The 23,378-nt window shown below is 35.4% G+C and carries 24 protein-coding genes, 1 pseudogene and 1 riboswitch; of the genes and pseudogenes, 3 read left to right on the top strand and 22 right to left on the bottom strand.

Annotated features, from left to right (window positions below; translation table 11 throughout):
• Window positions 1–64 precede the first annotated feature (64 nt).
• The 13 genes and pseudogenes from CN288_RS09430 to CN288_RS09365 all read right to left on the bottom strand — a co-directional run bounded on the left by CN288_RS09430 (window position 65) and on the right by CN288_RS09365 (window position 14,240).
• The gene (locus CN288_RS09430; RefSeq protein ID WP_026591341.1) at window positions 65–1,447 is read right to left on the bottom strand and encodes a putrescine aminotransferase; all 1,383 of its coding nucleotides are present in this window, start codon (window positions 1,445–1,447) and stop codon (window positions 65–67) included.
• Window positions 1,448–2,941 (bottom strand): aldehyde dehydrogenase family protein, encoded by a 1,494-nt coding sequence (locus CN288_RS09425; protein ID WP_026591342.1) that lies wholly within the window; start codon window positions 2,939–2,941, stop codon window positions 1,448–1,450.
• A gap of 203 nt (window positions 2,942–3,144) precedes the next feature.
• A complete protein-coding gene (locus CN288_RS09420; RefSeq protein ID WP_098302186.1) occupies window positions 3,145–5,274 on the bottom strand; it encodes a sigma 54-interacting transcriptional regulator in 2,130 nt (709 codons plus the stop codon).
• A gap of 136 nt (window positions 5,275–5,410) precedes the next feature.
• The gene (locus CN288_RS09415) at window positions 5,411–5,659 is read right to left on the bottom strand and encodes a hypothetical protein (RefSeq protein ID WP_026591344.1); all 249 of its coding nucleotides are present in this window, start codon (window positions 5,657–5,659) and stop codon (window positions 5,411–5,413) included.
• A gap of 27 nt (window positions 5,660–5,686) precedes the next feature.
• Window positions 5,687–5,977, bottom strand: coding sequence for an SAV0927 family protein (locus tag CN288_RS09410; protein WP_026591345.1), 291 nt, complete (start codon window positions 5,975–5,977; stop codon window positions 5,687–5,689).
• Between the two features lie 18 nt (window positions 5,978–5,995).
• Window positions 5,996–7,294: a Glu/Leu/Phe/Val family dehydrogenase gene (locus CN288_RS09405; protein ID WP_098302185.1), complete on the bottom strand. Its 1,299-nt coding sequence runs from the start codon at window positions 7,292–7,294 to the stop codon at window positions 5,996–5,998.
• Window positions 7,295–7,502: 208 nt separating this feature from the next.
• On the bottom strand, window positions 7,503–8,852 hold the full coding sequence (locus CN288_RS09400; RefSeq protein ID WP_026591347.1) for an APC family permease: 1,350 nt from the start codon (window positions 8,850–8,852) through the stop codon (window positions 7,503–7,505).
• 414 nt (window positions 8,853–9,266) lie between these two features.
• Entirely contained in the window at window positions 9,267–10,235 is a 969-nt protein-coding gene (nrdF, locus tag CN288_RS09395) for a class 1b ribonucleoside-diphosphate reductase subunit beta (RefSeq protein WP_026591348.1), read from the bottom strand.
• Window positions 10,236–10,405: 170 nt separating this feature from the next.
• Window positions 10,406–11,794: a ribonucleoside-diphosphate reductase subunit alpha gene (locus CN288_RS09390; protein ID WP_081810992.1), complete on the bottom strand. Its 1,389-nt coding sequence runs from the start codon at window positions 11,792–11,794 to the stop codon at window positions 10,406–10,408.
• Window positions 11,795–12,113: 319 nt separating this feature from the next.
• Window positions 12,114–12,812: pseudogene (locus CN288_RS09385) on the bottom strand (ribonucleotide reductase N-terminal alpha domain-containing protein); the annotation flags it as partial.
• The gene (gene nrdI / locus CN288_RS09380; RefSeq protein WP_026591349.1) at window positions 12,799–13,158 is read right to left on the bottom strand and encodes a class Ib ribonucleoside-diphosphate reductase assembly flavoprotein NrdI; all 360 of its coding nucleotides are present in this window, start codon (window positions 13,156–13,158) and stop codon (window positions 12,799–12,801) included. The pseudogene CN288_RS09385 and the gene nrdI, both read right to left, overlap by 14 nt.
• Window positions 13,159–13,703: 545 nt before the next feature.
• Window positions 13,704–14,021: a hypothetical protein gene (locus CN288_RS09370; RefSeq protein WP_098302184.1), complete on the bottom strand. Its 318-nt coding sequence runs from the start codon at window positions 14,019–14,021 to the stop codon at window positions 13,704–13,706.
• A 24-nt stretch (window positions 14,022–14,045) separates the two neighbouring features.
• Window positions 14,046–14,240 (bottom strand): abortive phage infection protein, encoded by a 195-nt coding sequence (locus tag CN288_RS09365; protein ID WP_098302183.1) that lies wholly within the window; start codon window positions 14,238–14,240, stop codon window positions 14,046–14,048.
• Between the two features lie 217 nt (window positions 14,241–14,457).
• Between CN288_RS09365 and CN288_RS09360 the strand changes: the two genes are divergently transcribed.
• Window positions 14,458–15,036 carry a GNAT family N-acetyltransferase gene (locus CN288_RS09360; protein WP_098302182.1) on the top strand — a complete coding sequence of 193 codons (579 nt, stop codon included), beginning with the start codon at window positions 14,458–14,460 and terminating at the stop codon, window positions 15,034–15,036.
• Between the two features lie 36 nt (window positions 15,037–15,072).
• On the opposite strand, the gene CN288_RS09355 is transcribed toward CN288_RS09360, so the two are convergent.
• Window positions 15,073–15,675: a histidine phosphatase family protein gene (locus CN288_RS09355; protein WP_098302181.1), complete on the bottom strand. Its 603-nt coding sequence runs from the start codon at window positions 15,673–15,675 to the stop codon at window positions 15,073–15,075.
• A gap of 94 nt (window positions 15,676–15,769) precedes the next feature.
• Window positions 15,770–15,928, bottom strand: a complete 159-nt coding sequence (locus tag CN288_RS28690) for a hypothetical protein (RefSeq protein WP_098302180.1) — start codon at window positions 15,926–15,928, stop codon at window positions 15,770–15,772.
• 237 nt (window positions 15,929–16,165) lie between these two features.
• On the opposite strand from CN288_RS28690, the gene CN288_RS09345 reads away from it, so the two are divergent.
• Window positions 16,166–16,351: a YkvS family protein gene (locus CN288_RS09345; RefSeq protein WP_098302238.1), complete on the top strand. Its 186-nt coding sequence runs from the start codon at window positions 16,166–16,168 to the stop codon at window positions 16,349–16,351.
• Window positions 16,352–16,399: 48 nt separating this feature from the next.
• Here the strand turns inward: CN288_RS09345 and queF are convergent, their stop codons facing one another.
• From queF to queC, 4 genes are read right to left on the bottom strand one after another with little or no spacing between them, the layout of a single operon-like run.
• Window positions 16,400–16,897: a preQ(1) synthase gene (gene queF, locus CN288_RS09340; RefSeq protein ID WP_026591356.1), complete on the bottom strand. Its 498-nt coding sequence runs from the start codon at window positions 16,895–16,897 to the stop codon at window positions 16,400–16,402.
• 43 nt (window positions 16,898–16,940) lie between these two features.
• Window positions 16,941–17,657, bottom strand: a complete 717-nt coding sequence (queE, locus tag CN288_RS09335; RefSeq protein WP_098302179.1) for a 7-carboxy-7-deazaguanine synthase QueE — start codon at window positions 17,655–17,657, stop codon at window positions 16,941–16,943.
• Window positions 17,650–18,144 (bottom strand): 6-carboxytetrahydropterin synthase QueD, encoded by a 495-nt coding sequence (gene queD, locus CN288_RS09330; RefSeq protein WP_098302178.1) that lies wholly within the window; start codon window positions 18,142–18,144, stop codon window positions 17,650–17,652. The genes queE and queD overlap by 8 nt, the downstream gene beginning before the upstream one ends.
• The gene (gene queC / locus CN288_RS09325; protein ID WP_026591359.1) at window positions 18,144–18,806 is read right to left on the bottom strand and encodes a 7-cyano-7-deazaguanine synthase QueC; all 663 of its coding nucleotides are present in this window, start codon (window positions 18,804–18,806) and stop codon (window positions 18,144–18,146) included. Before queC ends, queD begins: the two co-directional genes overlap by 1 nt.
• Window positions 18,807–18,899: 93 nt before the next feature.
• Window positions 18,900–18,943: riboswitch (PreQ1 riboswitch) on the bottom strand.
• Between the two features lie 233 nt (window positions 18,944–19,176).
• Between queC and CN288_RS09320 the strand changes: the two genes are divergently transcribed.
• Window positions 19,177–20,385: an ATP-binding protein gene (locus CN288_RS09320; RefSeq protein ID WP_098302237.1), complete on the top strand. Its 1,209-nt coding sequence runs from the start codon at window positions 19,177–19,179 to the stop codon at window positions 20,383–20,385.
• Between the two features lie 8 nt (window positions 20,386–20,393).
• On the opposite strand, the gene CN288_RS29500 is transcribed toward CN288_RS09320, so the two are convergent.
• The 3 genes from CN288_RS29500 to CN288_RS09305 all read right to left on the bottom strand — a co-directional run bounded on the left by CN288_RS29500 (window position 20,394) and on the right by CN288_RS09305 (window position 23,141).
• A complete protein-coding gene (locus CN288_RS29500; RefSeq protein WP_098302177.1) occupies window positions 20,394–20,510 on the bottom strand; it encodes a DUF6254 family protein in 117 nt (38 codons plus the stop codon).
• 262 nt (window positions 20,511–20,772) lie between these two features.
• Window positions 20,773–21,306 carry a DinB family protein gene (locus tag CN288_RS09310; RefSeq protein ID WP_090690889.1) on the bottom strand — a complete coding sequence of 178 codons (534 nt, stop codon included), beginning with the start codon at window positions 21,304–21,306 and terminating at the stop codon, window positions 20,773–20,775.
• Window positions 21,307–21,446: 140 nt separating this feature from the next.
• Window positions 21,447–23,141, bottom strand: a complete 1,695-nt coding sequence (locus CN288_RS09305) for a M3 family oligoendopeptidase (RefSeq protein WP_098302176.1) — start codon at window positions 23,139–23,141, stop codon at window positions 21,447–21,449.
• Between the last annotated feature and the right edge of the window lie 237 nt (window positions 23,142–23,378).

The raw sequence follows: 23,378 nt of genomic DNA, 5'->3' as shown, positions 1-23,378 counted from the left end.
ATTAGAAAGAAAAGCGGCATGATGGTTTTACTGGCTTGTATTTAAAAGTTATTGTGTAAAAGAATTATTGTGCTTTCACTTGTGATAACACGGATTTAAATGCATTGATTACTGTATCTACTTCTTCATAACTAATTGTTAGCGATGGCTCAATACGAATTGTTTTTGAGTTAATTAGTGTTCCGGCAACAAGAATACCTTGATCAAACATTGCCTTCGATACTTCATAGCCAATTTCATCTTTATGGAATTCAATCCCAATCATTAAGCCTTGACCACGAATTTCAAAAACTTTGTCCTCATGTCCTTCCGCTGCTTTTTTCAATCCATTTAAGAAATACTCTCCAACTTCCGCAGCTCGTTCTGGTAATTTATCTTCCAATAACACATGAATGGTTGCGATTGCAGCTGCACATGCAAGTGGGTTCCCACCAAACGTTGTTGTATGCATGAATGGATTATCAAACCAACTTTTAAATACTTTTTCTTTCGCCACAATTGCACCTGCTGGCATTACCCCTCCGCCAAATGCTTTCGCAAGACAAATAATATCTGGTACTACATCGTATAATTCCGCAGCAAACATTTTCCCAGTGCGTCCCATTCCAGTTTGTACTTCATCAAAAATAAGTAGTGATCCGAATTCATCACAAAGTTCTCTTACTTGTTTCAAGTAGTTTTCTGGAGGTAAAATAATACCACCCTCGCCTTGAATTGGTTCTAAGATAACAGCTGCAACATCTTCTCCTACTAAAGCACACGTTTCAAATGTTTTTCTCATCATCTCGATATCACCAAATGGAACGTGACGGAAGCCTGGAATTAATGGTAAGAACGGCTTACGGAACATTCCTTTTGCTGTTCCAGATAATGAACCAAGGCTCTTACCATGGAAGGCGCGCGTTGTTGCAATAAAAGTTGTTCGCTCACTATACATTTTTGCTAGTTTTAATGCTGCCTCTACACTTTCTGTCCCGCTATTTGTAAAGAATGCATATTTCAAATCTCCCGGTGTAATATCCGCTAAAATCTTTGCAAGAATTGCACGAAGTGGATCTAATAAGTCTTGACTATGCAATGCTTGACGCTTTAATTGATCCGTTACAGCCTTTACCACTTTTGGATTACGGTGTCCAACATTATAAATCCCGAATCCACCTAAACAATCAATATATTTTTTACCATTGATATCCATGAAGCAAGACCCTTCATCAGACCATTCTACTGCCGCGAACTGTCCATCTTTTGTTACCGTTTTTCTATATGCAAGGAAGCCTGGGTTTACATGTTCACGGAACCCATCTACTGTTTCTTTTGTAATCCAGCTTGCTTCTTCCTCGGACACTTTATCTTTTTCAATTAATTGCAGTACTTTCGTAATATACTCATTTACACTTGTATTGTTCACATCTTGCTCATTTGATTTACTTTTCACATTCGTTCCCATCTATTTCACCTCTATAGTTTTTTTATTTGCAAACCAACCAATTGGTTCTACTTCTAGATTTATATTAATCTGCTTAATTTCTTGAAATTCCTCTAAACCAAACGTTCCTAAACTACGACCGATACCACTTTGCTTATACCCACCCCAAGGTGCTTCGTTGTATGTTGGGTGATAACTATTAATCCACGTAATTCCTGCGCGAAGCTTGCGGATTACACGCATCGCTTTGGCACCATCAACTGTAAATACACCTCCGGCTAAGCCGTAATCTGTACCATTTGCTAGCTCAATCGCTTCTTGTTCATTCTTAAACTTCTGGATTACTACAACCGGTCCAAAAATTTCTTCCTGTACAATACGCATATCAGGTTTCACATTGACAAAGGCCGTTGGTTCAATAAAGAAACCGTCACCTTTCCCATTCGCCATTATACGCTTTCCTCCGCAAGCAATTTCTGCTCCTTCATCTTTTCCAATCTCTATATAGCGTAATACTTTTTCCATATGCTCTTGACTTACAAGTGGCCCCATCTCTGATTCTGGATTATCACCAGGTCCAACATTAATTTGGTTCGCTCGTTCTACAAAACAATTAACAAATTTATCGTAAACGCTTTCTTCTACAAGAATCCTTGATCCTGCTGAACATACTTGTCCAGTACCTGCATAAATACCAAACAGCGCATAATCAACAGCTGTTTCAAAATCTGCATCTGCAAAAATAATATTTGGAGATTTCCCACCAAGTTCTAACGAAATCTTCTTCATATTATCTGCCGCTGTTCTCATAATGTGCTTTCCTGTTTTTGTTCCACCTGTAAAAGAAATCATATCAACTTTATTACTTGCTGCAATCTCATTTCCTACTATTGGTCCGGCTCCCATTACCATATTGGCAACACCTTTTGGCAATTCTACTTTTTCCATTATTTCAAATAATTTTGTTGCAGTGATTGGTGTAACCTCAGAAGGCTTAAATACAATTGTGTTTCCAGCTGCTAAAGCAGGTGCAATTTTCCAAACACTCATTAATAACGGATAATTCCAAGGAACTATTAAACCACAAACACCAACTGGCTCTCTCACTACCATAGCTTGCATCGGATCGGCTACATGATACGTTTGTCCGTCTGGTTTTGTAATAAGCCCCGCATAATAGCGAAAACAGGCTGCCGCATCTCCAATATCTCCTTCTGCCTCTCGATATGTTTTTCCATTGTCCATTGTTTCAAGTTGCGCAAGTTCTTTTAAATTTTTATCAATTTCATCTGCTATTTTAAATAAATAAGATGCTCTTTCCGCAGCGGATGTTTCTGACCAAATTCCGCTATCAAAAGTAGCTCGTGCCACTTCAATCGCGTATTTTGCATCCTCGATTGTTCCTTCAGGTGCATATGCGATAACCTTGCCATTCGCAGGGTTAATAATCGGTCTTTTCTCTTGATTACTAGAATCTCTCCATTCACCGTTTAGATACATTTTTAAATCTAGCACTGTATATAGTCCCCCTTTGTAAATCATTCATATATTATATAAGCAAGAATTGTGCCAACATTTAAAATACGAAGCAACCATACAAAAATTGATGATTTCCTTAAATAACCTACACAAAATTATGCATATTTGCATAGGTTATGATATTTCGCATAATTACACCAAAGAGAAGAGGCAGTCTATGTAGACTCCCCCTTTCCCCTTTAAAAATATGAAATTGTATCAATTGCTATTTCCTTTTCATTCATGATTTTTTGATATTTACGACTTACAGAAGACTGGCTTATCCCAAGAGCTTTTGCTGCCTTTGTTGTCGTTTTATACTGCTTCATTGCAAGTAAAATTAATTGTTCTTCTACAGAATGCAGTGCTTCTTGTAATGGCAAAACCCTTGTGATCAATGGTTTTGATTTTTTAAAATCATATCCAGGATTAAGGAATTTACTAACAAATTCAGCATCAATGACTGAATCATCTGCAGATACTACTAAACGTTCAATCATATTCTGCAATTCTCTTACATTCCCTGGCCATGAATAAAACTCTAGTAAATTCAGTGCATCAGGAGTTAAATGATAGTTCTTGTTATATTTCTCATTCAACTCTTGTAAAAAATGAAACGCGAGTAGCGGAACATCTTCCATCCGTTCTCTTAGCGGTGGAACTTGCAGTGGAATGACGTTTAAGCGATAAAATAAATCTTCCCTAAACGTGCCAGCCTCCACCATTTTTTCAAGACGTTTATTCGTCGCGGCAATAATTTGAACATTGATTTTCGTAGGTATTGTGCTACCAATCGGAATTACCTCTTGTTCTTGCAATACTCTGAGTAATTTCACTTGCAGATGTAAAGGCATTTCTCCAATCTCATCCAAAAATAAAATCCCTTGATCCGCTCGCTTAAAATATCCTTCTTTTCCATTTTTATCAGCACCGGTAAAAGCACCCTTCGTATAACCGAACAGTTCACTTTCTAATAATGTCTCTGGGATTGCACCGCAATTTAATTTTAAAAATGGCTTTGAAGATCTGTTTCCAAGTTGGTGAATCGCTTGTGCAATCACTTCCTTTCCAACACCCGATTCTCCAGTAATGAGCACATTTGAAGAAAAGTCAGCTATTTTTTTTGCTTGATTAATAATTTGCTCCATTTTCGGACTACAATAAATAAGTTTCTTCAAAAAACGATCTTTACTTTTAAAGCTGTCTAACTCTTTCTTATATTGTTCAGATATCTTTTTTATCTCATGTAATTCCGTCTTTAATCTTGTTGCTTCTGTAATATCTCTTGAGGCAATAATAATGCGGTGAAGCTCCCCATTTTCATTAAACACAGGATTTCCAACTGCTAATATCTTTCTGCCACTTTTTGTTTCTTGTACAATCGATACCTTCTTCTTTTGTTCTAACACTAATCGCGTAACAGATGGACTAAATAACCCTTGTTTCTCTAAATCTAAAAGATTTTTTCCTAAAAGATCCTTCAAATCTCTTCCCCAAAAATCATTAACAACGGTTTCACTATAACGGATTAATTCCCCTTTATGATTGACCACTAATATTTCATCATAAATGCTAGATAAGATTGCATGTAAGTCTTTATTTAAATCCTTTATATATTCAATTTCCATAGCCATATCCTCGACCATCGGTAAATCTTGCACAATAATAACCATTCCTTCGATGCTTTGATCGAAGCTTGGTATAGGACTGTAGTCAACTAATACTCCCATCTCATTTGTTATTTGTAATTGATTTAAAATCGTTTTTCCTGTTGCAAATGCATTATTTATATGTTCCCCATTAAAAATCTGTTCTGCTGGTACATTCATTACTTTTTCAGGAATAGATTTAATCATCTTCAAACCAGATTCATTACAATTTACAATTTTCTTTTCACGGTCTACTACAAAAATCCCCATTGGAATGGAAGTTAAAATAATTTTCAGTATATCTACACTTTTATTTTCTTGTTTAAATAGTTCTGCAAAAACATCTTCTCTTCTTATGTATCCCGTTAACTCTCCTCTTTCATTTTTCACTATCGCAATGGGTGCCCCAATAATTTGAAAGAGAGCTGTTAAGGAAATATTTTTGCTAAGATGACATATTGTATCTAGTGAAACAGCATTTAAAAGTAACGTTTGAGTGGTTAAGCGCTCCTTTCTCGATAGCAGCTCCTTAACATGAACGTATGCAAATAATTGATCTTCCCTTTTTAGAAACAGAAAAGATTCTTTCATATTTTCAACATCTATATTCCATTCCTTTTCAGATTGGTCGATTGACATGGAAACAATAGGTCTAATTTTGTTATGAGCAATGGAAAACATTCTGTTACTCCTCCTTTAAACTGCTTAACTTGTATTGTATCATTAAAATCGGATTTTTTTAATTAATCTGACAATATACTTTTTTACTTACTTTAATAAAAAAAGGAAGATGAATAGTTCCATCTTCCTCCTAAAATCAATCACTCCCACTAATTAAAATATCTTCCTGAATATATGCTAATACCATACCTGGAATTACTTTATCTCCTTCTTCTACTTCTAAAGACTGCACTTCCCCGCTACACCCTATTTTAATTACTTCCACTTTTCCATTCGCATTTTTAATTGAAAACAGCGGTTCCCATTCGTAAATTCGGGAGTCTCTATCAATAACTACCTTCTCAATTGTTCCATAACATGGGCTTGTAACTATCTCATAATACAAAATAAATCATTCCCTTCTTTTATTCTATTAATATTGTTCTGCCAACATTTGTTCCTGAAGAATCATATGAAAAAAGCTTTGAAAATCTTCTACATCTTCTACTTCAATCCCTAGCTTAGGGGCCCAGTATTGCTCCTCTCCAATATCCTCTTGGCTTAATAAAATCATTCTTCCATTTTGAATAGAAGTAACCATTGCTTTTCCAAAAAACTGCTGTGAATATGCAACTGCTATATCGTATCGATGATGATTCGACACAATACAGTAATAACCAATGGGTTGTTTTTCAATTTGTTCTAGTAAAATATCAAGTTTCATATGTTCCCTCCCTTTATATTAAAAATGTAACCAACCTCTAAGACGTGATGCTTCTACAATCTTACGGATCCCTTCTATATACGCAGCAATTTTCATATTTACCCCGAAACGCTTTGAAGTATTGAATACATCAAAAAAGCTAGATGTAATTTTCTCTTTTAAACATTGATCAACATATTGCTCTGTCCAATAGTATCCTTGGTTATTTTGACACCACTCAAAATATGAAACAATAACTCCTCCAGAGTTCGCTAAAATATCTGGAACAACTAAAATGTCTTTCTCTTCTAACATTGTTATCGCCTCTTTTGTTGTTGGGCCATTTGCAGCTTCAATTACAATCTTACATCCAAGCTTTTCCGCATTATGTTTCGTAATTACCCCTCCAATTGCAGCTGGAATGAGTACATCACATTCTTTTTCTAACAACTCTTGGTTAGAGATTGTTTTACTAAAGAGGTTCGATACAACGCCAAAAGAATCTCGATTTTCTAGTAAATAAGGAACATCTAAACCGTCTGGGTTATAAATACCACCTAAAGCATCAGACACTCCTACCACTTTCACGCCAGCATCATATAAATATTTTGCTAAATAGCTTCCAACGTTTCCAAATCCTTGAATGATTACTCGCATATTTTGAAGCGGAATATGTTTTAGCTCACTGACTAATTGAAGCGTATAGAACACTCCTTTAGACGTTGCTGTTTCTCGCCCTTGTGATCCTCCTAACATTAACGGCTTTCCAGTAATAAAACCTGGAGAATCAAATTCTCTAATATGATCATATTCATCCAGCATCCAAGCCATAATTTGCGCATTTGTATACATATCAGGAGCTGGAATATCTTTAGTAGGTCCAACAATTTGGCTTACCGCTCTTACATAGCCACGGCTAAGTAGCTCTAGTTCTCTGAAACTCATCTCTTGTGGATTACAAATAATTCCGCCCTTCGCGCCTCCATATGGAAGCCCCGTCACTCCACATTTCAAACTCATCCAACCAGCAAGCGCCTTTACTTCCTCTGGTGTAACATCTGGATGAAACCGAATGCCACCTTTTGTCGGTCCTGCTGCATCATTATGCTGAGCACGATACCCTTGAAATACTTTGGTTCTTCCATTATCCATCCGAACAGGAATACTTACTTCTAAAAAACGCATCGGTTTTTTAAGAAAATTGAATACTTCCTCTGGATAACGTAAAGCCCGGAGTGCTTCTTTTAATATGGCCTGAAATTCCTCTAAAGGATTTTCTACCTCAACTTTTTCTTGAATAGATTGTGTTACATCTTCCTTCTCTGATTGAATTACCACGATAACACCTCATTTATTTATTTTTACTAGTATTAGGAAGCAATAATCGTGCCAAGTGATAAGAGAAGGATGATCCTGCCGTTTCAGCCTTCTCACTTATACTTTTTCTTTCCTTCCTTATGAATAGTTGAATGATTTATGCAAACTTGCATGACTTTAAAACCTCCAAAATAAAAAACACCGGATACATCCCGATGTTTTTGTTATTTTACATTTCCTGTACTTCTTCAAAATGCATTTGCGGGGGTGCTGAACGAAACATGTTCGTAATATATAAAAGATAACCGATTCCAATAGCAGCCCAGCTAATTCCAAGAATAAGCGAATGAATATTGAGGTTAAACCAGAGTACAGCTACTGTACCAGCTCCCAAAATAGGCATAACTAAGAAATTAAAAAAGTCTTTAACAGTTTTATATCGTTTTTGCTTAATCACATAATAAGAAATAACTGATAAATTAACAAATGTAAAAGCAATAAGTGCTCCGAAGTTAATGAGAGAGGCTGCTGTTTCTAAATCAATAAACATAGCTGAGAGTGCAATAATTCCTACAATAACAATGTTATATACTGGCGTTCGCCAGCGAGGATGAATGTATCCAAATATCTTTTGCGGGATTACATTATCTCGCCCCATTACATACAATAATCGCGATACACTTGTATGAGACGCTAAACCAGAAGCGATTGTACCCATAAATGTTCCTACTAAAAAGAAAGTTTGAAACAATTTCCCTCCGACATATAGTGCAATTTCTGGAGCTGCTGATTCTTGATCTTTAAATACGGATGCATCCGGGAAAAAGGATTGTGTAAAGTAGGTAGTGACAATGAATAAGATTCCGCCAATTAAAGCAGTAAGAAAAATAGCTCGAGGAATTGTCTTCTTTGCGTTTGGCGTTTCTTCAGAAAAGGTAGTTACTGCATCAAAACCTAAAAATGAAAAACAAAGAATTGTAGCCCCTGCAACTAACGGTGATATTTGTATATCTGATTCAAAAAACGGCTGAATGGAAAAAACTTCTCCGGTTCCTTCTCCTGCTATTAAACCTTTTATAACAAGAAAAACAAACACAACCATTACTAGCACTTGAAATGTTACTAAGAACGTGTTGAAATTTGCAGTAACATTTACACTAATAATATTTATAAGCGTAATCAGTAGAACAAAGCCAATGACCCATGCCCAATCTGGAACACTCGGAAAAAGTGCCGACATATAAATTCTCGTTAATAATGCGTTCACCATTGGTAAAAACAAATAATCCAATAACGATGACCATCCAACGAGAAATCCCAGCCTTGCACTAATTGTTTTTTGTGTATACGTATAAGCAGATCCTGCAGTAGGAAAAACCTTTACCATTTTGCCGTAGCTTGCAGCTGTAAATAACATCCCCGCTAACGCAATCAGATAAGCCCCTGGAACATGCCCGCCCGTTTTCTCGGAAACAATTCCAAATGTATCAAACCCCACCATCGGTGTCATATACCCGACGCCTAGCATAACAATTGACCAAAGTCCCAATGAACGTTTTAAACCAACCTCTTTTCCCACCTATCATTCCTCCTACTTTCTCTCTCTAATTTCCATCTGAAAATTGATAGCCAATAGAAAACGCTTTCAATGAACGTTGCATGTTATACGTCCTATCACAAAAACCTCCTTTTATTTTTAAATATTCATGCAATTTTTAAGCCAACATTGTCTTCGATGAAAAATTAATAGAGCAGCTCTATTTTTTCCTGCTCCAAAGAAATAACAGGTGGAATCATTTTTCTAAAGTTTTGTTTGATTTTCTATTCATTTTGACATAACTTATTCAATCCCTCATACCACTACATGCAAATGAAGCAGAATTTTAATCGGTCGGAAAATAAAAAACTTATCACGAAATAATAACATTATGTAAACTATATCTACCAAAAAAAGCTGCCTTCACATGAAAGACAGCTTTTCCAATACTATTTATTAAAAATCAAATACGAAATCATCATCTGATAACTTTTCAACATTTGTTGCCTTTACATAGCCATTCCCTTTTACAGAGAAGAAATCATGGTTTTTCGTATCTGTACGTAAACCATTTAATACGATTGGGTTAATTTCTTCTTCTTCAAAGCGTGGCTCTAATCCTAAGTTCATAAGCCCTTTATTCGCATTGTAACGAACAAAACGGTTTACATCTTCAACAAGACCAATAGACGTATAAATTTCTTCTGTATATGCAGTTTCAATTTCATACAGTTCCATTAATAGTTCTTGTGTTTCTTTTTGTACTTCTTGTTGCTCTTCTGCAGAAAGTTCTGCGAAGATTTGTTGTGCTAAAATACCGACGAATACGCCGTGAATTGACTCATCACGAATGATTAAGTTAATAATTTCACCACTTGCAGTCAACTTTCCTTGTCCTGCTAAGTATAGCGGATAGAAGAATCCACTATAGAATAAATAACTTTCTAAGAATACACTTGCTACCATAGCCATATATAATTCTTTTTTCGTTACTTGTGGCTTTAATAACTTGCGATAATACCCTGTAATAATACCTGCTTTTTTCTCAAGTAGCGGATGACTATCTACCCATTCAAAGATGTCATCAATTTCTTCTTCTGTTGCGAGTGTTGTGAAAATATGACTATAGCTCTTCGCATGGACTTCTTCCATAGCACCCATGAAAGCTAGTACACTTTTCGCTTGTAAATTCTCAAGATGAACAAGTACAAGTGGCATCCCTTCGCCACCTTGCTTTGTATCTAAAAGTGTTAAACCACCTAATACACGTTTATAAGCAATTTGCTCTTCTTTTGATAATTGCACCCAAGTATTTTTGTCAGAAGATACTGCGATTTCTTCTTCTGTCCAAAACTGAGCGATGTTTTGCTTCCAAAACATTAAACTAAAATCGTCTTCTTTTTTGTTCCAGTTTACCGCGCGCATTGAATCGCCCCTTCTCTATCAATAAGCTCTTCTAACATGCGGTAAAGCTTTCAGTTTGTAATGAAAACTTAACCGCATGTTAGACGTCTTAAATTTTATAACTAAGCATGAGCAGGGTCAGAAAAACCCTGCTCATGATGTCTTACTCTATCATTCAATCTTATTTTACATCAAACCGTACAAGCTACACACTCTTCCACGCTTAGTTTACGTGTTCTTGTATAATACAAGCTCTTCAGACCTTTTTTATGTGCATAGATATAATAACGTGCTAACTCACGCGTAGAAATATCACTATTTACATACAAAATTGTACTAATTCCTTGGTCAATATGCTCTTGAATTTCTGCAATCAAATCAATTAGTTTAAACTGATTCATATCGTAAGAAGATTTATAATACCAGAATGTATCTTTTGATAAATACGGCATTGGATAATATGTTGTCGCATTTGCATACGTTCTTGATTCGATTTGACTTACGATTGGCATTACGCTTGAAGTTGCATTTTGGACGTAACTAATGGATTGTGTTGGCGCAATAGCTAAACGATATGAATTGTATAGACCATGCTCCTGAACTTGTTCTTTTAGACTTGTCCAATCTTCTTTTGTTGGAATATAAATCCCTTCAAATAACTGTTGTACTTTCTCTGTTACAGGGCTATATTCTGTTGTTTCATACTTTTCAAAGTATGTGCCGTTTGCATAATCAGACTTATCGAAGTCTTTAAATGTTTCGCCCTTTTCTTTTGCAATCCCCATACTCTTTTCAATGGAGTAGTAGTTTAACATCATGAAGAATGTACGAACAAACTCTTTCGCTTCTGCACTTTCATAAGCAATTTTATTTTTCGCTAAATATCCATGCAAGTTCATTGCACCAAGTCCAACTGAATGCAGCTCATCATTTGCTTTTTTCACAGTTGGTGCGTTTGGAATAATAGTCATATCAGAAACAGCCGTTAAAGCTTCCATTCCTGCATGAACCGCTTCACGAATTTCTTTATTTTCCATAACGTTTACAATATTTAGTGATCCTAAGTTACAGTTAATATCACGACGGATAATGTCATCTGTACCGTAGTCGTTAATTTCGGATGTTTCTTGTAGCTGGAAGATTTCCGTACAAAGGTTTGACATCTTCACAGTTCCAATATCCTTTAACGGATGTTGTTTGTTCGCATTTGATTTAAACATTAAGTATGGATAACCAGACTCAAGCTGAATCATTGCAATCTTAATAAGCATATCACGTGCACTAATATCAAGTGGCTTCTTCTTCACATTTGGATTGCTCATCAGTTCATCATACATTTCGTCGATATCTATATCATCTAAATGTTTTCCGTACTCTTTATATACTGTAAATGGCGCAAAAACATGGAATGGTTCATTCTTCTCTGCAAGCTCAAAGAACTTACTTGGAACGATAATACCGATTGATAGAGACTGAATACGGCTCTTCTCATCAGCATTTATTTTTTTTGTATCAAGGAATTCAATAATATCCCAATGGAAAATGTTTAAATATACTGCTCCGGCACCTTTTCTTTGCATATTGTTACTCCATACCTTTAAAACATATGGGGGATAGTCATTTCTGCTACCCTCTCTATATCGCTATAGAGTTCAGACCATATCTTCTTCTCTTTCCTACAACCTTAGTTTGAGAAGCCAGGTTCGAGCTATATAGTCACCTACATAGCCACTTGGTCGTTGAACCTTCTCCCTATCTAATAGACTTAGGAGCTCGGCTGCTGATTTCCTGCAATCTTGGATTTTTAGGGGGCGCTACGTAATTTCTTCGTAGTATCCTACCTCGATATACTCAGGCGTTCCAGCAATTGACCCGGTTTTATAGTTGAGCCATAAGTTAACCCAACTGATTCGCATATGAAAACGAATCTTCAAGCAATTTCATAACTGGTACCACACCGCTTGCTGCGTTCTCGATACCTTTAATTTGCTCTCCGCGTGCGCGTAGTTTGGACAAGTTTAAAGCTACTCCTCCGCCAATTTTCGATAACTGCATCGCTGTATTAATATTAAATCCGATCGAATTTAAGCTATCATCCATCTCTAACAAGAAACAAGACACCATTTCTCCTCTTCTGCTTCTTCCCGCATTTAAAAAGGTTGGTGTCGCTGGTTGATAGTTTTGTTTTACGATCATGCTTGCAAATTGTTTCGCTTTATTAACATCACCACGTCCTAAGTATAATGACACAATTGATACGCGATCTTCGTAGCTTTCTAAGTATTGTTTTTGATCATTTGTTTTTAACGCATAGTCCTTATAAAACTTAGATGCCGCCATATAAGATTGGAATTTGAAGTTCTCACCGTATGCAACGTTGTATACTTCTTTGACTTCCTCCAACTTATACTCGTCCAGAACGTTGTAATAGTAATCATGTTCATTCATATACTCGATTCGCTCTGCCACGCTATCAAAATGAACGGTATTCGCTCTCGCTTCTTCCATAAAAACTTCTAATGCTTCTTTATCTTTATGAAGCTGATAGAAACCGTCTTGCATTTGCGTGATTTCATTATTCAGTTCAATGTGTCGCAATCTCCCGCACCCTTTCCTTAAAATATTCTACATCATTATTTGTTCCAGATAACTCGAATTTTGATACAATAGGTACTTCGTATCTGGTTGAGATTTTATCTGCACTTGCTCCGAACATATCTCCCCAGTTGCGATTGCCACTTGCAGATACGCCTTTTAAATTTGCATTATTGCGTTCTAAAAATTCTAAAACACGTTCCGGCACATTTCCAAAACCTGTTGTATAAGTAATAAGAACAAAATCTTCGTCTAATACTAGATCCTCATTAATTTGAACGGCCGGCATATTTAATTTGTGAATGAAACGCTTCACGTTTCCTGTCATAGAATCATATGCAATTAACATCTCCGACCCTCCCTTTCTTCCTTTTATATCTTGATGCCGATTCATGTTTTCCCTATATATTGTATTATGTTTCGAAACAAGACACAAGATATATGTATAAATTCTTTCTTTTTTTAACTTTTACTTTTCGACATCACGAGCCGTTTTTTTCAATACAAAGACTATGAAACAACATTCTAAAACTCATGTCAATAAAGTGCTTTTCAAAAAAGTTGTCAACGAATTTAACCATATTTACAAAAATGTTATCAATCTGTTTTGTCAAAAAACAGTAAATGCTGGAGAAATATATTTCTCCAGCATCACACAAAAAAGAACAGACTTTAAATTGTAATCTGCTCGAAACCGGTTACACATTATTTAGATCACACAAATAAGAAATTCTCCTCCTTGTGGATTAAACAGTTATTTATTTGAATACATATACTTTCTTTTTTGTTACACAATAAAAAATATCATTATAATGAAAAGGATAATTATGATGGCACTCCAATTTATTTGTTAGTGTAATGAGAATTTAAAAAAGACTGCAAACAGAGCATCACTCATTCCCAATGTTCAATACGTAAAATATCCTTTATGAATAAATGATGAAAATTCTCGTCTTTATCTTGCATTGTAAACACTGGTGCTTCTTCGTCAAAATATACAACCATTCCCTCCACATATTGTTTCATATGCAGGAGTTTCACAGTTGCTCGAATTTTGGTTTCTTGCTCATATGCTACTTTCAATTTCTCTATAACTTCTTTTGTACGTTTCCGTTTCTCTGGAAACATAACCATTCCTACAAGCCGGTTTCCAGCGCCATCTTTCCACATATAGTCCCAGTGCGGTAAAATACCTTGTTTAAACTCTCCCATAATTCCCCTCTCCTTTTCCTTCTATTAAGAACGCGGTGTTTCTATATATGTATAAATAATTTTCCCGCCGCGTTGTGCATTCCCACTGAAATGTTTAAAATCCTCTCGATTTACTACAACCTCACGAAACGTATAAAATACATTCTTAGTTACAATATACTCTTCTATCTCTCCATTTTTCAGTTGATCTAAAATTGTATTTGCTAATTGTTTATCCATGTATTTCACCTCTCTGCAATATTTTATCCTATCTTCCACAAGTCGACAATGTTAAATTTCTTACATTCACAGCAAACATCATATACTACCATAACGGTTCCCCTTTTCTGAATCCATTCGATTTTCAAGCTTATCCTATAAAATTCAAGAAATTATTGAATCACTGATTGAAACTTTATTTTATGTTACAATAAGAATGACAACTAGGAGGGATAATATGATTCGGAAAGCAAAAAAGACAGATGCGAAGGCAATATCTCCTTTATTGTATAACGCTCTGCATGAAATTGCTGAAAAAATCACAGGTGGGAGAACAGAAACAGAAGTCTTGACAGGGCTTGAAACTTGGTTTTCAAAAAAAGAAAATCGACTTAGCTACGAGAACTGTTTCGTTGAAGAACAAAATGGACAAGCAGTTGGAATCATCGTAGCCTATCACGGCAGTCATGCCAAGCAACTAGATACTCCAATTGTAAAACACTTACGAAAAATCCATCAAGATTCAACGATTACGTTAGAAAAAGAAGCAGAACTCGATGAATATTATATTGACACTTTGTCCGTTTCAAGCACATATAGTGGAAGAGGAATAGGTTCAAGGTTGATTCAAGCAGTAGAAAATGATGCCTATGAAAAAGGTTATGAGAAAATCGCATTACTTGTAAATTTAGAAAACGAGCGAGCTTTCTCTTTATATAAAAGACTTGGTTACCAAGAGGATAAAACAGTTATGCTTGTTGGAGAGCCATATGCTCATTTAGTGAAGCCATTATATAAAAAAGCTTTCGTTTCTTAAAAAAAGCACACGATTCTTTATTGTAATCGTGTGCTTTTATGTTAAATTGGTACTTAATATATTTCCATTCATCGCTTCACGAAATGTATATTCTGTACAACTCCATGGCTTCCTATGAAAAATAGGAGGACCAGACCATCCTCTAGTACGTAATTCATACCCAATCATCGCATTAAAATAACTATGCCCTACAAGTGCGATATGCCCATGTACTAACGCATATCCAACTAATGTATCAGCTGCTTGTCTTGCTCTTTCTTGCGCTTCACGATAAGACTCCACACCTTTAGAATATCCAACTATCCATACTGTGCGCCCAATGAATATCCACACTGCGGGTTTGCACTTCACCCATTTCGGAATATAGAAGCTAGATGGTACTTCTGCCTCTCGAAAAAGAGCACTTTGTGTAAAAGAAAGAGAATTCGTTAATTCTGCAGCTGACTGTACCGCACGTTTTTGATTACTCGTTACAATAAGCTTCGCAGATTCAATTGCTTCAATTGTATCAATTGGTATGTCCGTATTTTTTTCCATACTAGCTAAATCGTATCGCTCCATCCATTTGCGGAACGATGATACTGTCATTAATTCTGTAACATTATTTAAGCGACCGTGACGAATAAAAGAAATTCGCATCTTCTCCACTCTCCATTCACCGCTCATCACCTATATTATTATGTGCTTTTTCTTATTGTCATCATACCATGGAGAAAGAGAAAGGCATACTTCCTTACATATCTGTACCGCTCTCATGAGTAATAGAAGCATGCACACCATCTAACCCAGCAAAATATGTACGTGTCTCATGCATACGTATCATCTTTAATTGTTTATGTGAGAATAAAAATAACAAAAATGCTATAAAACTTCCGACAATTTCAAATACCATTTTACCGCCCCTCACCTATTATACCCTTATATTGTAATATAAGCACTTTTCACAAATGGATAGCCTAAAATACGGAAAATGTTTCATACAAATCTTACAAAAAAATTACTATTTTTTGAAATTATTTCATGGAAACATTTACAAACAGGGGAATATAGTTCAAAATAAAGGGAAATAAAAAAGAACGAACTTGTTCTTTTTTTGGCAAAACTGTAACAAGGAGAGTTGCTTATGGAAATGGAAATCGCAAAAGCTGGAGATCTTATCGAATTTAAAGGTGGAATGCACGGCCGTGTTCAAAAAGTGAATAAAAACTCCGTTATTGTCGATATAACAATCATGGAGAATTTTAGAGAACTAGATATGGAACCTCTTACAGTTGTAAATCATAAAAACTATAAAGTTATTAATCAACATGCATAATATAATAGAAAAAAAGGATCCGTACGATACATACAGATCCTTTTTTCATTAGCGATTATCGATTGTTTCAGGGTATAGATCATGATTCATCATACGATATTCAGCCATTTGCTCATATTTCGTACCAGGGCGACCGTAGTTGCAATATGGATCAATTGAGATACCACCACGTGGTGTAAATTTCCCCCACACTTCAATATAACGTGGGTCCATTAATTTAATTAAATCATTCATAATAACATTCATACAATCTTCATGAAAATCACCATGATTACGGAAACTAAATAAATATAACTTTAAAGATTTACTTTCAACCATTTTTTGTTCTGGAATATAACTAATATAAATCGTTGCAAAATCTGGTTGTCCTGTTTTTGGACATAAGCTTGTAAATTCAGGACAATTGAATTTCACAAAATAATCACGGTTTGGATGATTGTTATCAAATGTCTCTAAAATGTCCGGACTATATTCAAATAAATATTTTGTATTTTGATTTCCAAGTAACGTTACATCTTTTAAATCTTCGTCTAATCTTCCTGCCATTCTTTATACGTCCCTTCAATTCAATTAGATTCGTAAGAGTTTCTTATACGCCTCGCTTATTTCCCCATACTAACGCATGAAGCTGAGGTAATACTTTTGCATCATTCATCTCTTTACATTGAACAGCTTTTTCGATGAGCCATTCATATTTTTGTAATAAATTCCTAATAAGCATCGCATCGTCCACTGTTTTGGTATCATTATTTCCAACTTGTAAGAAAAATGGTACGTGAGGATAACGCTCATGTACCTTTATCGCATATTCAAAATCATGATCATCAAACACAACGACTTTTAAACTAAAATCTTTTCCTGCTAATCTTTCAATAACAGAATCTAACATGATAAAATCTGTTTTCATCTGTGAGCTTGGCGGTTTTGGTGAGATGGTTATTTCATCAATGTGAAGCAACCATTCCTGCCACTTACTTCCTTGTGTTTCAATTGCGGTGCGAATTTTCTTTTCTTGTAATAAAGACAGAAAACCAGCTAAATTTTTCAATAAGACTGGATTCCCACCTGAAATGGTTACATGTGAAAAGTTTTCTCCACCAATTTCAACAAGTTCACTCCAAATTTCTTCTGGAGTCATTTGTCTAATTTGCTCTTTTGCGGATCCATCCCATGTAAAAGAGGAATCACACCACGTGCAGCTATAGTCACAACCTGCTGTACGAATAAACATCGTCTTCTGCCCGACAACCATTCCTTCACCTTGAATGGTCGGTCCGAAAATTTCCAAAACAGGAATTTTACTCACCGATCATCCACTCCCGTCTTACTTCTGCATAACTTGTTGGCGTTTCAAATAGACGAACAAATTCAACACGTGCTCCCTTATATTCATGGGCGCGTTCCTCTTTTTGTAGTGCTTCTTCCATCTTTTCATAAATCCAAACGACCATGTTTTCAGCCGTCGTATTCATCGATGGTAAAGTTTCATTTAAATAACGATGATCCAAATAAATTTCTATTTCATTTTTCCAAATTTCTTTTATATCTCCAAAGTCAATAGCAAGTCCAATCTCATTTACATAACCGCTAATTCCAAAAACAACTTTGTATGTGTGACCGTGTAAATTTTTACATTTCCCTTCATAACAGTGCAGATGATGCGCTGCATCAAATGTAAATTCCTTACTTACCATCACTCGTTTATTATGATATTTCAGTTGTTCACGCTGAATGTCCTTATCTATTTTTTGTAAATTTTCTACGATGCGAAATCCAAAAAAATTCTGCTCCATTATACATTCGCTCCTTCGCGTTCTTGTAGGTACGTATCTAAACCTGCTTTACGAAGTTTACAAGCTGGACATTCACCGCAACCATCACCGATTATTCCGTTATAACATGTTAACGTCTTTTCTCTAACAAACTCGAATGCACCAAGTTCATCTGATAACTTCCATGTTTCCGCTTTATCAATCCACATAAGTGGTGTATGAATAACAAATGGATAATCCATAGATAAATTCAAAGTAACGTTTAACGATTTCACAAATACATCACGGCAATCAGGATAACCGCTAAAATCTGTTTCACATACGCCAGTTACAATATGACGTGCTCCAACTTGCTTTGCTAACACAGCTGCAAATGATAAGAATAATAAATTTCGTCCATCTACAAATGTTGATGGTAATTCACCATCTTCATGTGTAATCTCCATATCCGTTCTCGTTAACGCATTTGGAGCAAGTTGATTTAATAGACTCATATCAAGTACTGTATGTTTAATTCCGAGTTCTTTCGCAATATCAGCTGCACAATCAATTTCCAACTTATGACGCTGGTTATAATTAAACGTCACAGCTTCCACTTCCGCGAACTGCTGCATTGCCCAAAATAAACATGTTGTACTATCCTGGCCACCGCTAAAAACGACAACTGCTTTTTCCTTTTTCATCTCACTCATTCTCCTTCTCTAATACGAATAAGAAGAAAGAACGTTCTTGAACTGTCACAATAAAAAAACAAAACAATACCTAAGGATATTGTTGTTTCCATAGTTTTTTATAGAGGGAGTTCGCGAACCTCTCCCATGTTATACATGGAATTTCTTCTTTCATTGACAACACATATTGTAACATACTGTATCTCCCTCAGGAAAACTTCTGATTTTTCTGTTTTTTGGCGAAATTAAGATTCATTTTCTTGTATTTTAATAGTATGATTATACTTAATTAACACCGTATATATGAAAATCGGAAGGAGGCACAATCCTGAAACTTTTTATTATTTACCTCTTTTTAAATATACTATCGATTCTCGTTATGATGCTCATGTATCACTTATTTTGGAACCAGAAAGGGAAACATTCACCTAAATTAAATTCAACGGTATTTATATTATTTTGTAGCTCAGCTACCATTCTTTGCATTTCATTTGCAGCAAAAATGGACAATGGATTTCAATTTGATATGCGTCATATTGTATTAATTGTTGGTACATTAACAGGAGGACCTATTGCTGGAGGATCAATTTTAGCCGTATTAAACCTATACCGTTTCTTATTAGGAGGCCTTGGGGTTTTCCCATCCATTATCGCTTCTATTTTCCTATATATTATTCTCCTTGCTACATACAAACTCTTTCGGAGAGGAAGTAATCAGGTAAAAGTAATACTCGCTATTTTATATAGTTCTGTATATGTATTTAGTTGGGTTCCTTTTTTTCTTGTCGAAGTTCCTAGCGCTGAGTATTACCTTCCTCATGTTATTGTGTATGAACTATGTACCATTATTGGTACCATTCTTATTCTTTATTTACTAAACGTACTACAATTACAAATTCGCTTACAAGAAGAGCTGATTAACGCTGAAAAATTTCACCTTATTGGAGAAATGGCTGCCTCTATCTCTCATGAAGTTCGCAATCCTTTAACTTCAACAAAAGGTTTTTTACAGCTCCTACAATCTGAAGAATACTCGGAAAAAGATCGAAAATTGTATATAGAAATTGCCATACATGGTATTGAACAAGCAAATCACGTACTTACAGATTACCTAACATTTGCAAAACCAAGTATTGAAAAAGAACAAATTTTACAAATAGAAGATGAATTACTTCATGCAGTATCTCTCATTACTCCGCTCGCTAATCTAACAAACGTCCGAATAGCCTATACAAAACAAAGCAAGGTATTTCATATTGCTGGCGAAAAACAGAAATTTAATCAATGCTTGTTAAACATTTTAAAAAATTGTATTGAAGCCATGCCAAAAGGAGGGGATCTTATTCTCACCTTAACCCCTAACAATAAACAGATACAATTATCCATAAAAGATACTGGTATTGGCATGAATCCAGAACAAATAAAACGTCTTGGTGCCCCTTTCTATTCAACGAAAGAAAAAGGAACTGGACTTGGCATGATGGTCGTATTCAGCATCGTAAAAGCAATGGGTGGAAAAATCGATATTACAAGTGAAAAAGACATTGGTACAAGTTTCCTATTAACTTTCCCACTCATACAAAAAACGTGATGATCTCATCACGTTTTTTCCACTTCATCCACAAGTTCTGCGAAAGTCTTTACTTTCCCATGTGGTTTTTGATTTTCTTTTCGTGCCTTCCAACTACGCTCTTGCTCTTTCTTTTTGTGTGACATGCTTTCAACTCCTTTAAATGCTCTCTTTATGTATTATTCCAAAACCAGAGATAAAAATATGCATCAATCTAGTTTCATCTTCCACTGATAATTACTCCTCACAAATCTGGATTATATGAGTGATTATCTCCCGCTAGCTTCTTTTCCTGAATTTTGAGGGAAGATTATTGCTCACGAATAACGAAATAAAAGAAGCGAGTTAACTACTGCCTCGCTTCCCTTGTTTATTAAATATAGTTCTCATATGAATGGAAATTTTTCTTTATCTTTGCAAAATCGCATATTTTGCTTCTTTTAACTGTGTAAGGTGGCGCTGTTCATGTAAATCAAGGAATTGAACCCATTGATATAGATTAAGCTCCTGAAACACAGGATGTTTCAATGAATTTTCAAACAATTCTTTTTCGTCCACAATACTATGCAGTGTATGCAATAAATCTGCTCGTGAATGTTCAAGCAGCTGAATTCCTTGTTGTTTTTTCACTAATGTTTCTGTTGGTTGCATTTGTTGAGGAGCTTCTCGTTTGTGTGTTCGATCAAGAGTAAGTTGGAGATCTTTAAGTGGCACTACTTTTTTGTCTTTTTTCTGCAAAGCATACACAAGGGATGATGTAACGGATTGTTCAACTAAATGTAGATGATGCAAAATTTGAATAATACTCCATTTATCACGGCGCGGTTTTACATTCACTTCCGTGTCATTTAACATCTCGATTTCTGATAAGAGTGTGTTTCTTGTAGATTGTAAAGATTGCAGTAAAGTTTCCAAACCAATATTCATATTAGATTGAAGCATAATTCTCCCCCCTCTTTTTTGGTAAAAAGAGGCGCTTCTACTTTAGAAACACCCCTTTGGATAATTCTGAATTTTCTTATATTATCTCATTATTTTGTGAATGTGTCGATTACAAAATAGGCAAAAACGAAGGGTTATTTTTACAATTTTGTGTCATCTACAGCATGTAACCACGTTTGAATCTCATTGATTACTCCCTGAACACATCCATCAGCAAATGGCGATGTTAAATTTGCTACCTCCACTAAATCTAGGAAAGATTTACTTCCTCCTTGCTGACAAAGGTTCACATAGTCTTCCCATGCTTCTTGTCTATTGTCTCTTGCTCGCTTCCAAAATTGCAGCGCACAAATTTGAGCCAATGTATAATCAATATAGTAAAAAGGTGAGTTATAAATATGCCCTTGGCGTTGCCAGAAGCCACCACGTTCTAAATAGTCATTATCTTCATAGTCCCGGTGTGGTAAGTACTTTCTTTCAATATTACGCCATGCCGTTTTACGCTCTTCTGGAGATGCTTCTGGATTTTCATATACATAATGTTGATATTCATCAACCGATACACCGTATGGTAAAAATAGAAGAGCTGAACTTAAATGAGAGAAATAATATTTATCCGCATCTTCCTTAAAGAACAGTTTCATCCATGGCCATGTGAAAAATTCCATACTCATGGAATGAATTTCACACGCTTCATACGTTGGCCAATTATACTCTGGGATTTCAAACTTACGGCTCTCATATACTTGAAATGCATGACCCGCTTCGTGTGTTAGCACATCAATATCACCTGATGTTCCATTAAAATTCGAGAAAATAAACGGAGCTTTATAATTTTCAATGTATGTACAATAACCGCCGCCAGCTTTTCCTTTTTTCGCGACTAAATCTAATAATTCATTATCTAACATGAAGTTAAAGAATTCATCAGTTTCATTTGATAATTCTTTGTACATCGTTTTTCCATGATTAATAATCCATTCTGCATCTCCCTTTGGAGTCGGATTGCCTGTTGCATATTCAAAATTCTCATCATAGTAAGCTAGCTTTTCGACACCGATGCGTGCCTTTTGTCTATTTCGTAATTCTGTTGCAACTGGAACGATGTAATCTAATACTTGTTTACGATAATTTGCCACCATTTCCGCATTATAGTCTGTACGATACATTCTTGCGTAACCAAGTTCAACAAAGTTTTGAAAACCAAGTATTTTGGCAATCTTCGTTCTTACTTTTACAAGGTCATCGTAAATACGATCTAACTCTTCTTCGTGATCAGCTAAAAAGCCATAATAAGCTTCACTTGCTCTTTTACGCATATCCCTATTTGTATGTTGCATAAAAGGTCCGAGCTGTGATAGCGTTCTCTCTTCTCCTTCAAAATCAATTTTTGCAGCTGCTAAAAGTTGTGTATATTGCGAAGATAATTTATTTTCCAATTGCAAATCTTTCACAATTTCATCTGAATATGTTTTCAAATCACATTCTGCCAAAGCAAATAACTGTTTTCCATAATAAGCCTCTAATTCATCGCGTAACGGGGAATTTATCAATGCTTTATAGTATTTCGTTGTATAGCCTTGTACAATCGGAGAATATTCATCAAAGAAATCTTGTTCTTCCTTATAAAAAACATCTGTTGTATCGACAGAGTGACGAATGTAACAAATATTTCCCATTGTACCAAAGTCATTGCGAATCTCATTAATATCATGAATAACTTGTTTTTGCGCTTCTAGTGTTTTTGCATCTTCAAATCGTTTTAAAGCTGCAGTAAATTTTTCTTGTAATTCTTCTGTATTTGGGCGTTTATATTCATAATTCTTAAATGACATGAATAAGTCTCCTCTCAATTATATATACCTTTACTATAATTCCATTTCCTTTTCTAAATCTCCTTTTATTCTTCAACAAAAGCCGTTAGAAACTGTACCATGCTTTCTATACTTTTTGTAGAACAGCAACTCAACTCTATTACTACCTATATAGATACAAAATAGAGTAAAACTTCTCTATTCGTGGGAATTCCCCCCTATCTTCTTCCCTTCTCTCCGTCCGTAAATAGCACGACA

Source organism: Bacillus sp. AFS023182, from assembly GCF_002560575.1.
In the GTDB taxonomy this organism is placed as follows: Bacteria; Bacillota; Bacilli; order Bacillales; family Bacillaceae_G; genus Bacillus_A; species Bacillus_A arachidis.
Note: the sequence above shows the minus strand (reverse complement) of the source record. Positions and strands in the feature narration are given on the sequence as shown.

Excerpts from the sequence above, each read along its gene's own strand:
- CN288_RS09370 (WP_098302184.1), bottom strand. The coding sequence starts at position 14,021 with ATGGGAGAGTTTAAACAAGGTATTTTACCGCACTGGGACTATATGTGG.
- CN288_RS09390 (WP_081810992.1), bottom strand. The coding sequence starts at position 11,794 with ATGCAAAGAAAAGGTGCCGGAGCAGTATATTTAAACATTTTCCATTGG.
- CN288_RS09320 (WP_098302237.1), top strand. The coding sequence starts at position 19,177 with ATGCTCATGTATCACTTATTTTGGAACCAGAAAGGGAAACATTCACCT.
- CN288_RS09360 (WP_098302182.1), top strand. The coding sequence starts at position 14,458 with ATGATTCGGAAAGCAAAAAAGACAGATGCGAAGGCAATATCTCCTTTA.
- CN288_RS09345 (WP_098302238.1), top strand. The coding sequence starts at position 16,166 with ATGGAAATCGCAAAAGCTGGAGATCTTATCGAATTTAAAGGTGGAATG.
- CN288_RS09420 (WP_098302186.1), bottom strand. The coding sequence starts at position 5,274 with ATGTTTTCCATTGCTCATAACAAAATTAGACCTATTGTTTCCATGTCA.
- CN288_RS29500 (WP_098302177.1), bottom strand. The coding sequence starts at position 20,510 with ATGTCACACAAAAAGAAAGAGCAAGAGCGTAGTTGGAAGGCACGAAAA.
- CN288_RS09410 (WP_026591345.1), bottom strand. The coding sequence starts at position 5,977 with ATGAAACTTGATATTTTACTAGAACAAATTGAAAAACAACCCATTGGT.
- CN288_RS09355 (WP_098302181.1), bottom strand. The coding sequence starts at position 15,675 with ATGCGAATTTCTTTTATTCGTCACGGTCGCTTAAATAATGTTACAGAA.
- queD (WP_098302178.1), bottom strand. The coding sequence starts at position 18,144 with ATGGAGCAGAATTTTTTTGGATTTCGCATCGTAGAAAATTTACAAAAA.
- CN288_RS09365 (WP_098302183.1), bottom strand. The coding sequence starts at position 14,240 with ATGGATAAACAATTAGCAAATACAATTTTAGATCAACTGAAAAATGGA.
- CN288_RS09310 (WP_090690889.1), bottom strand. The coding sequence starts at position 21,306 with ATGCTTCAATCTAATATGAATATTGGTTTGGAAACTTTACTGCAATCT.
- CN288_RS09430 (WP_026591341.1), bottom strand. The coding sequence starts at position 1,447 with ATGGGAACGAATGTGAAAAGTAAATCAAATGAGCAAGATGTGAACAAT.
- queF (WP_026591356.1), bottom strand. The coding sequence starts at position 16,897 with ATGGCAGGAAGATTAGACGAAGATTTAAAAGATGTAACGTTACTTGGA.
- nrdF (WP_026591348.1), bottom strand. The coding sequence starts at position 10,235 with ATGCGCGCGGTAAACTGGAACAAAAAAGAAGACGATTTTAGTTTAATG.
- CN288_RS09305 (WP_098302176.1), bottom strand. The coding sequence starts at position 23,141 with ATGTCATTTAAGAATTATGAATATAAACGCCCAAATACAGAAGAATTA.
- queC (WP_026591359.1), bottom strand. The coding sequence starts at position 18,806 with ATGAAAAAGGAAAAAGCAGTTGTCGTTTTTAGCGGTGGCCAGGATAGT.
- nrdI (WP_026591349.1), bottom strand. The coding sequence starts at position 13,158 with ATGTTAATTGCATATGATTCTATGACAGGAAACGTGAAGCGTTTCATT.
- CN288_RS28690 (WP_098302180.1), bottom strand. The coding sequence starts at position 15,928 with ATGGTATTTGAAATTGTCGGAAGTTTTATAGCATTTTTGTTATTTTTA.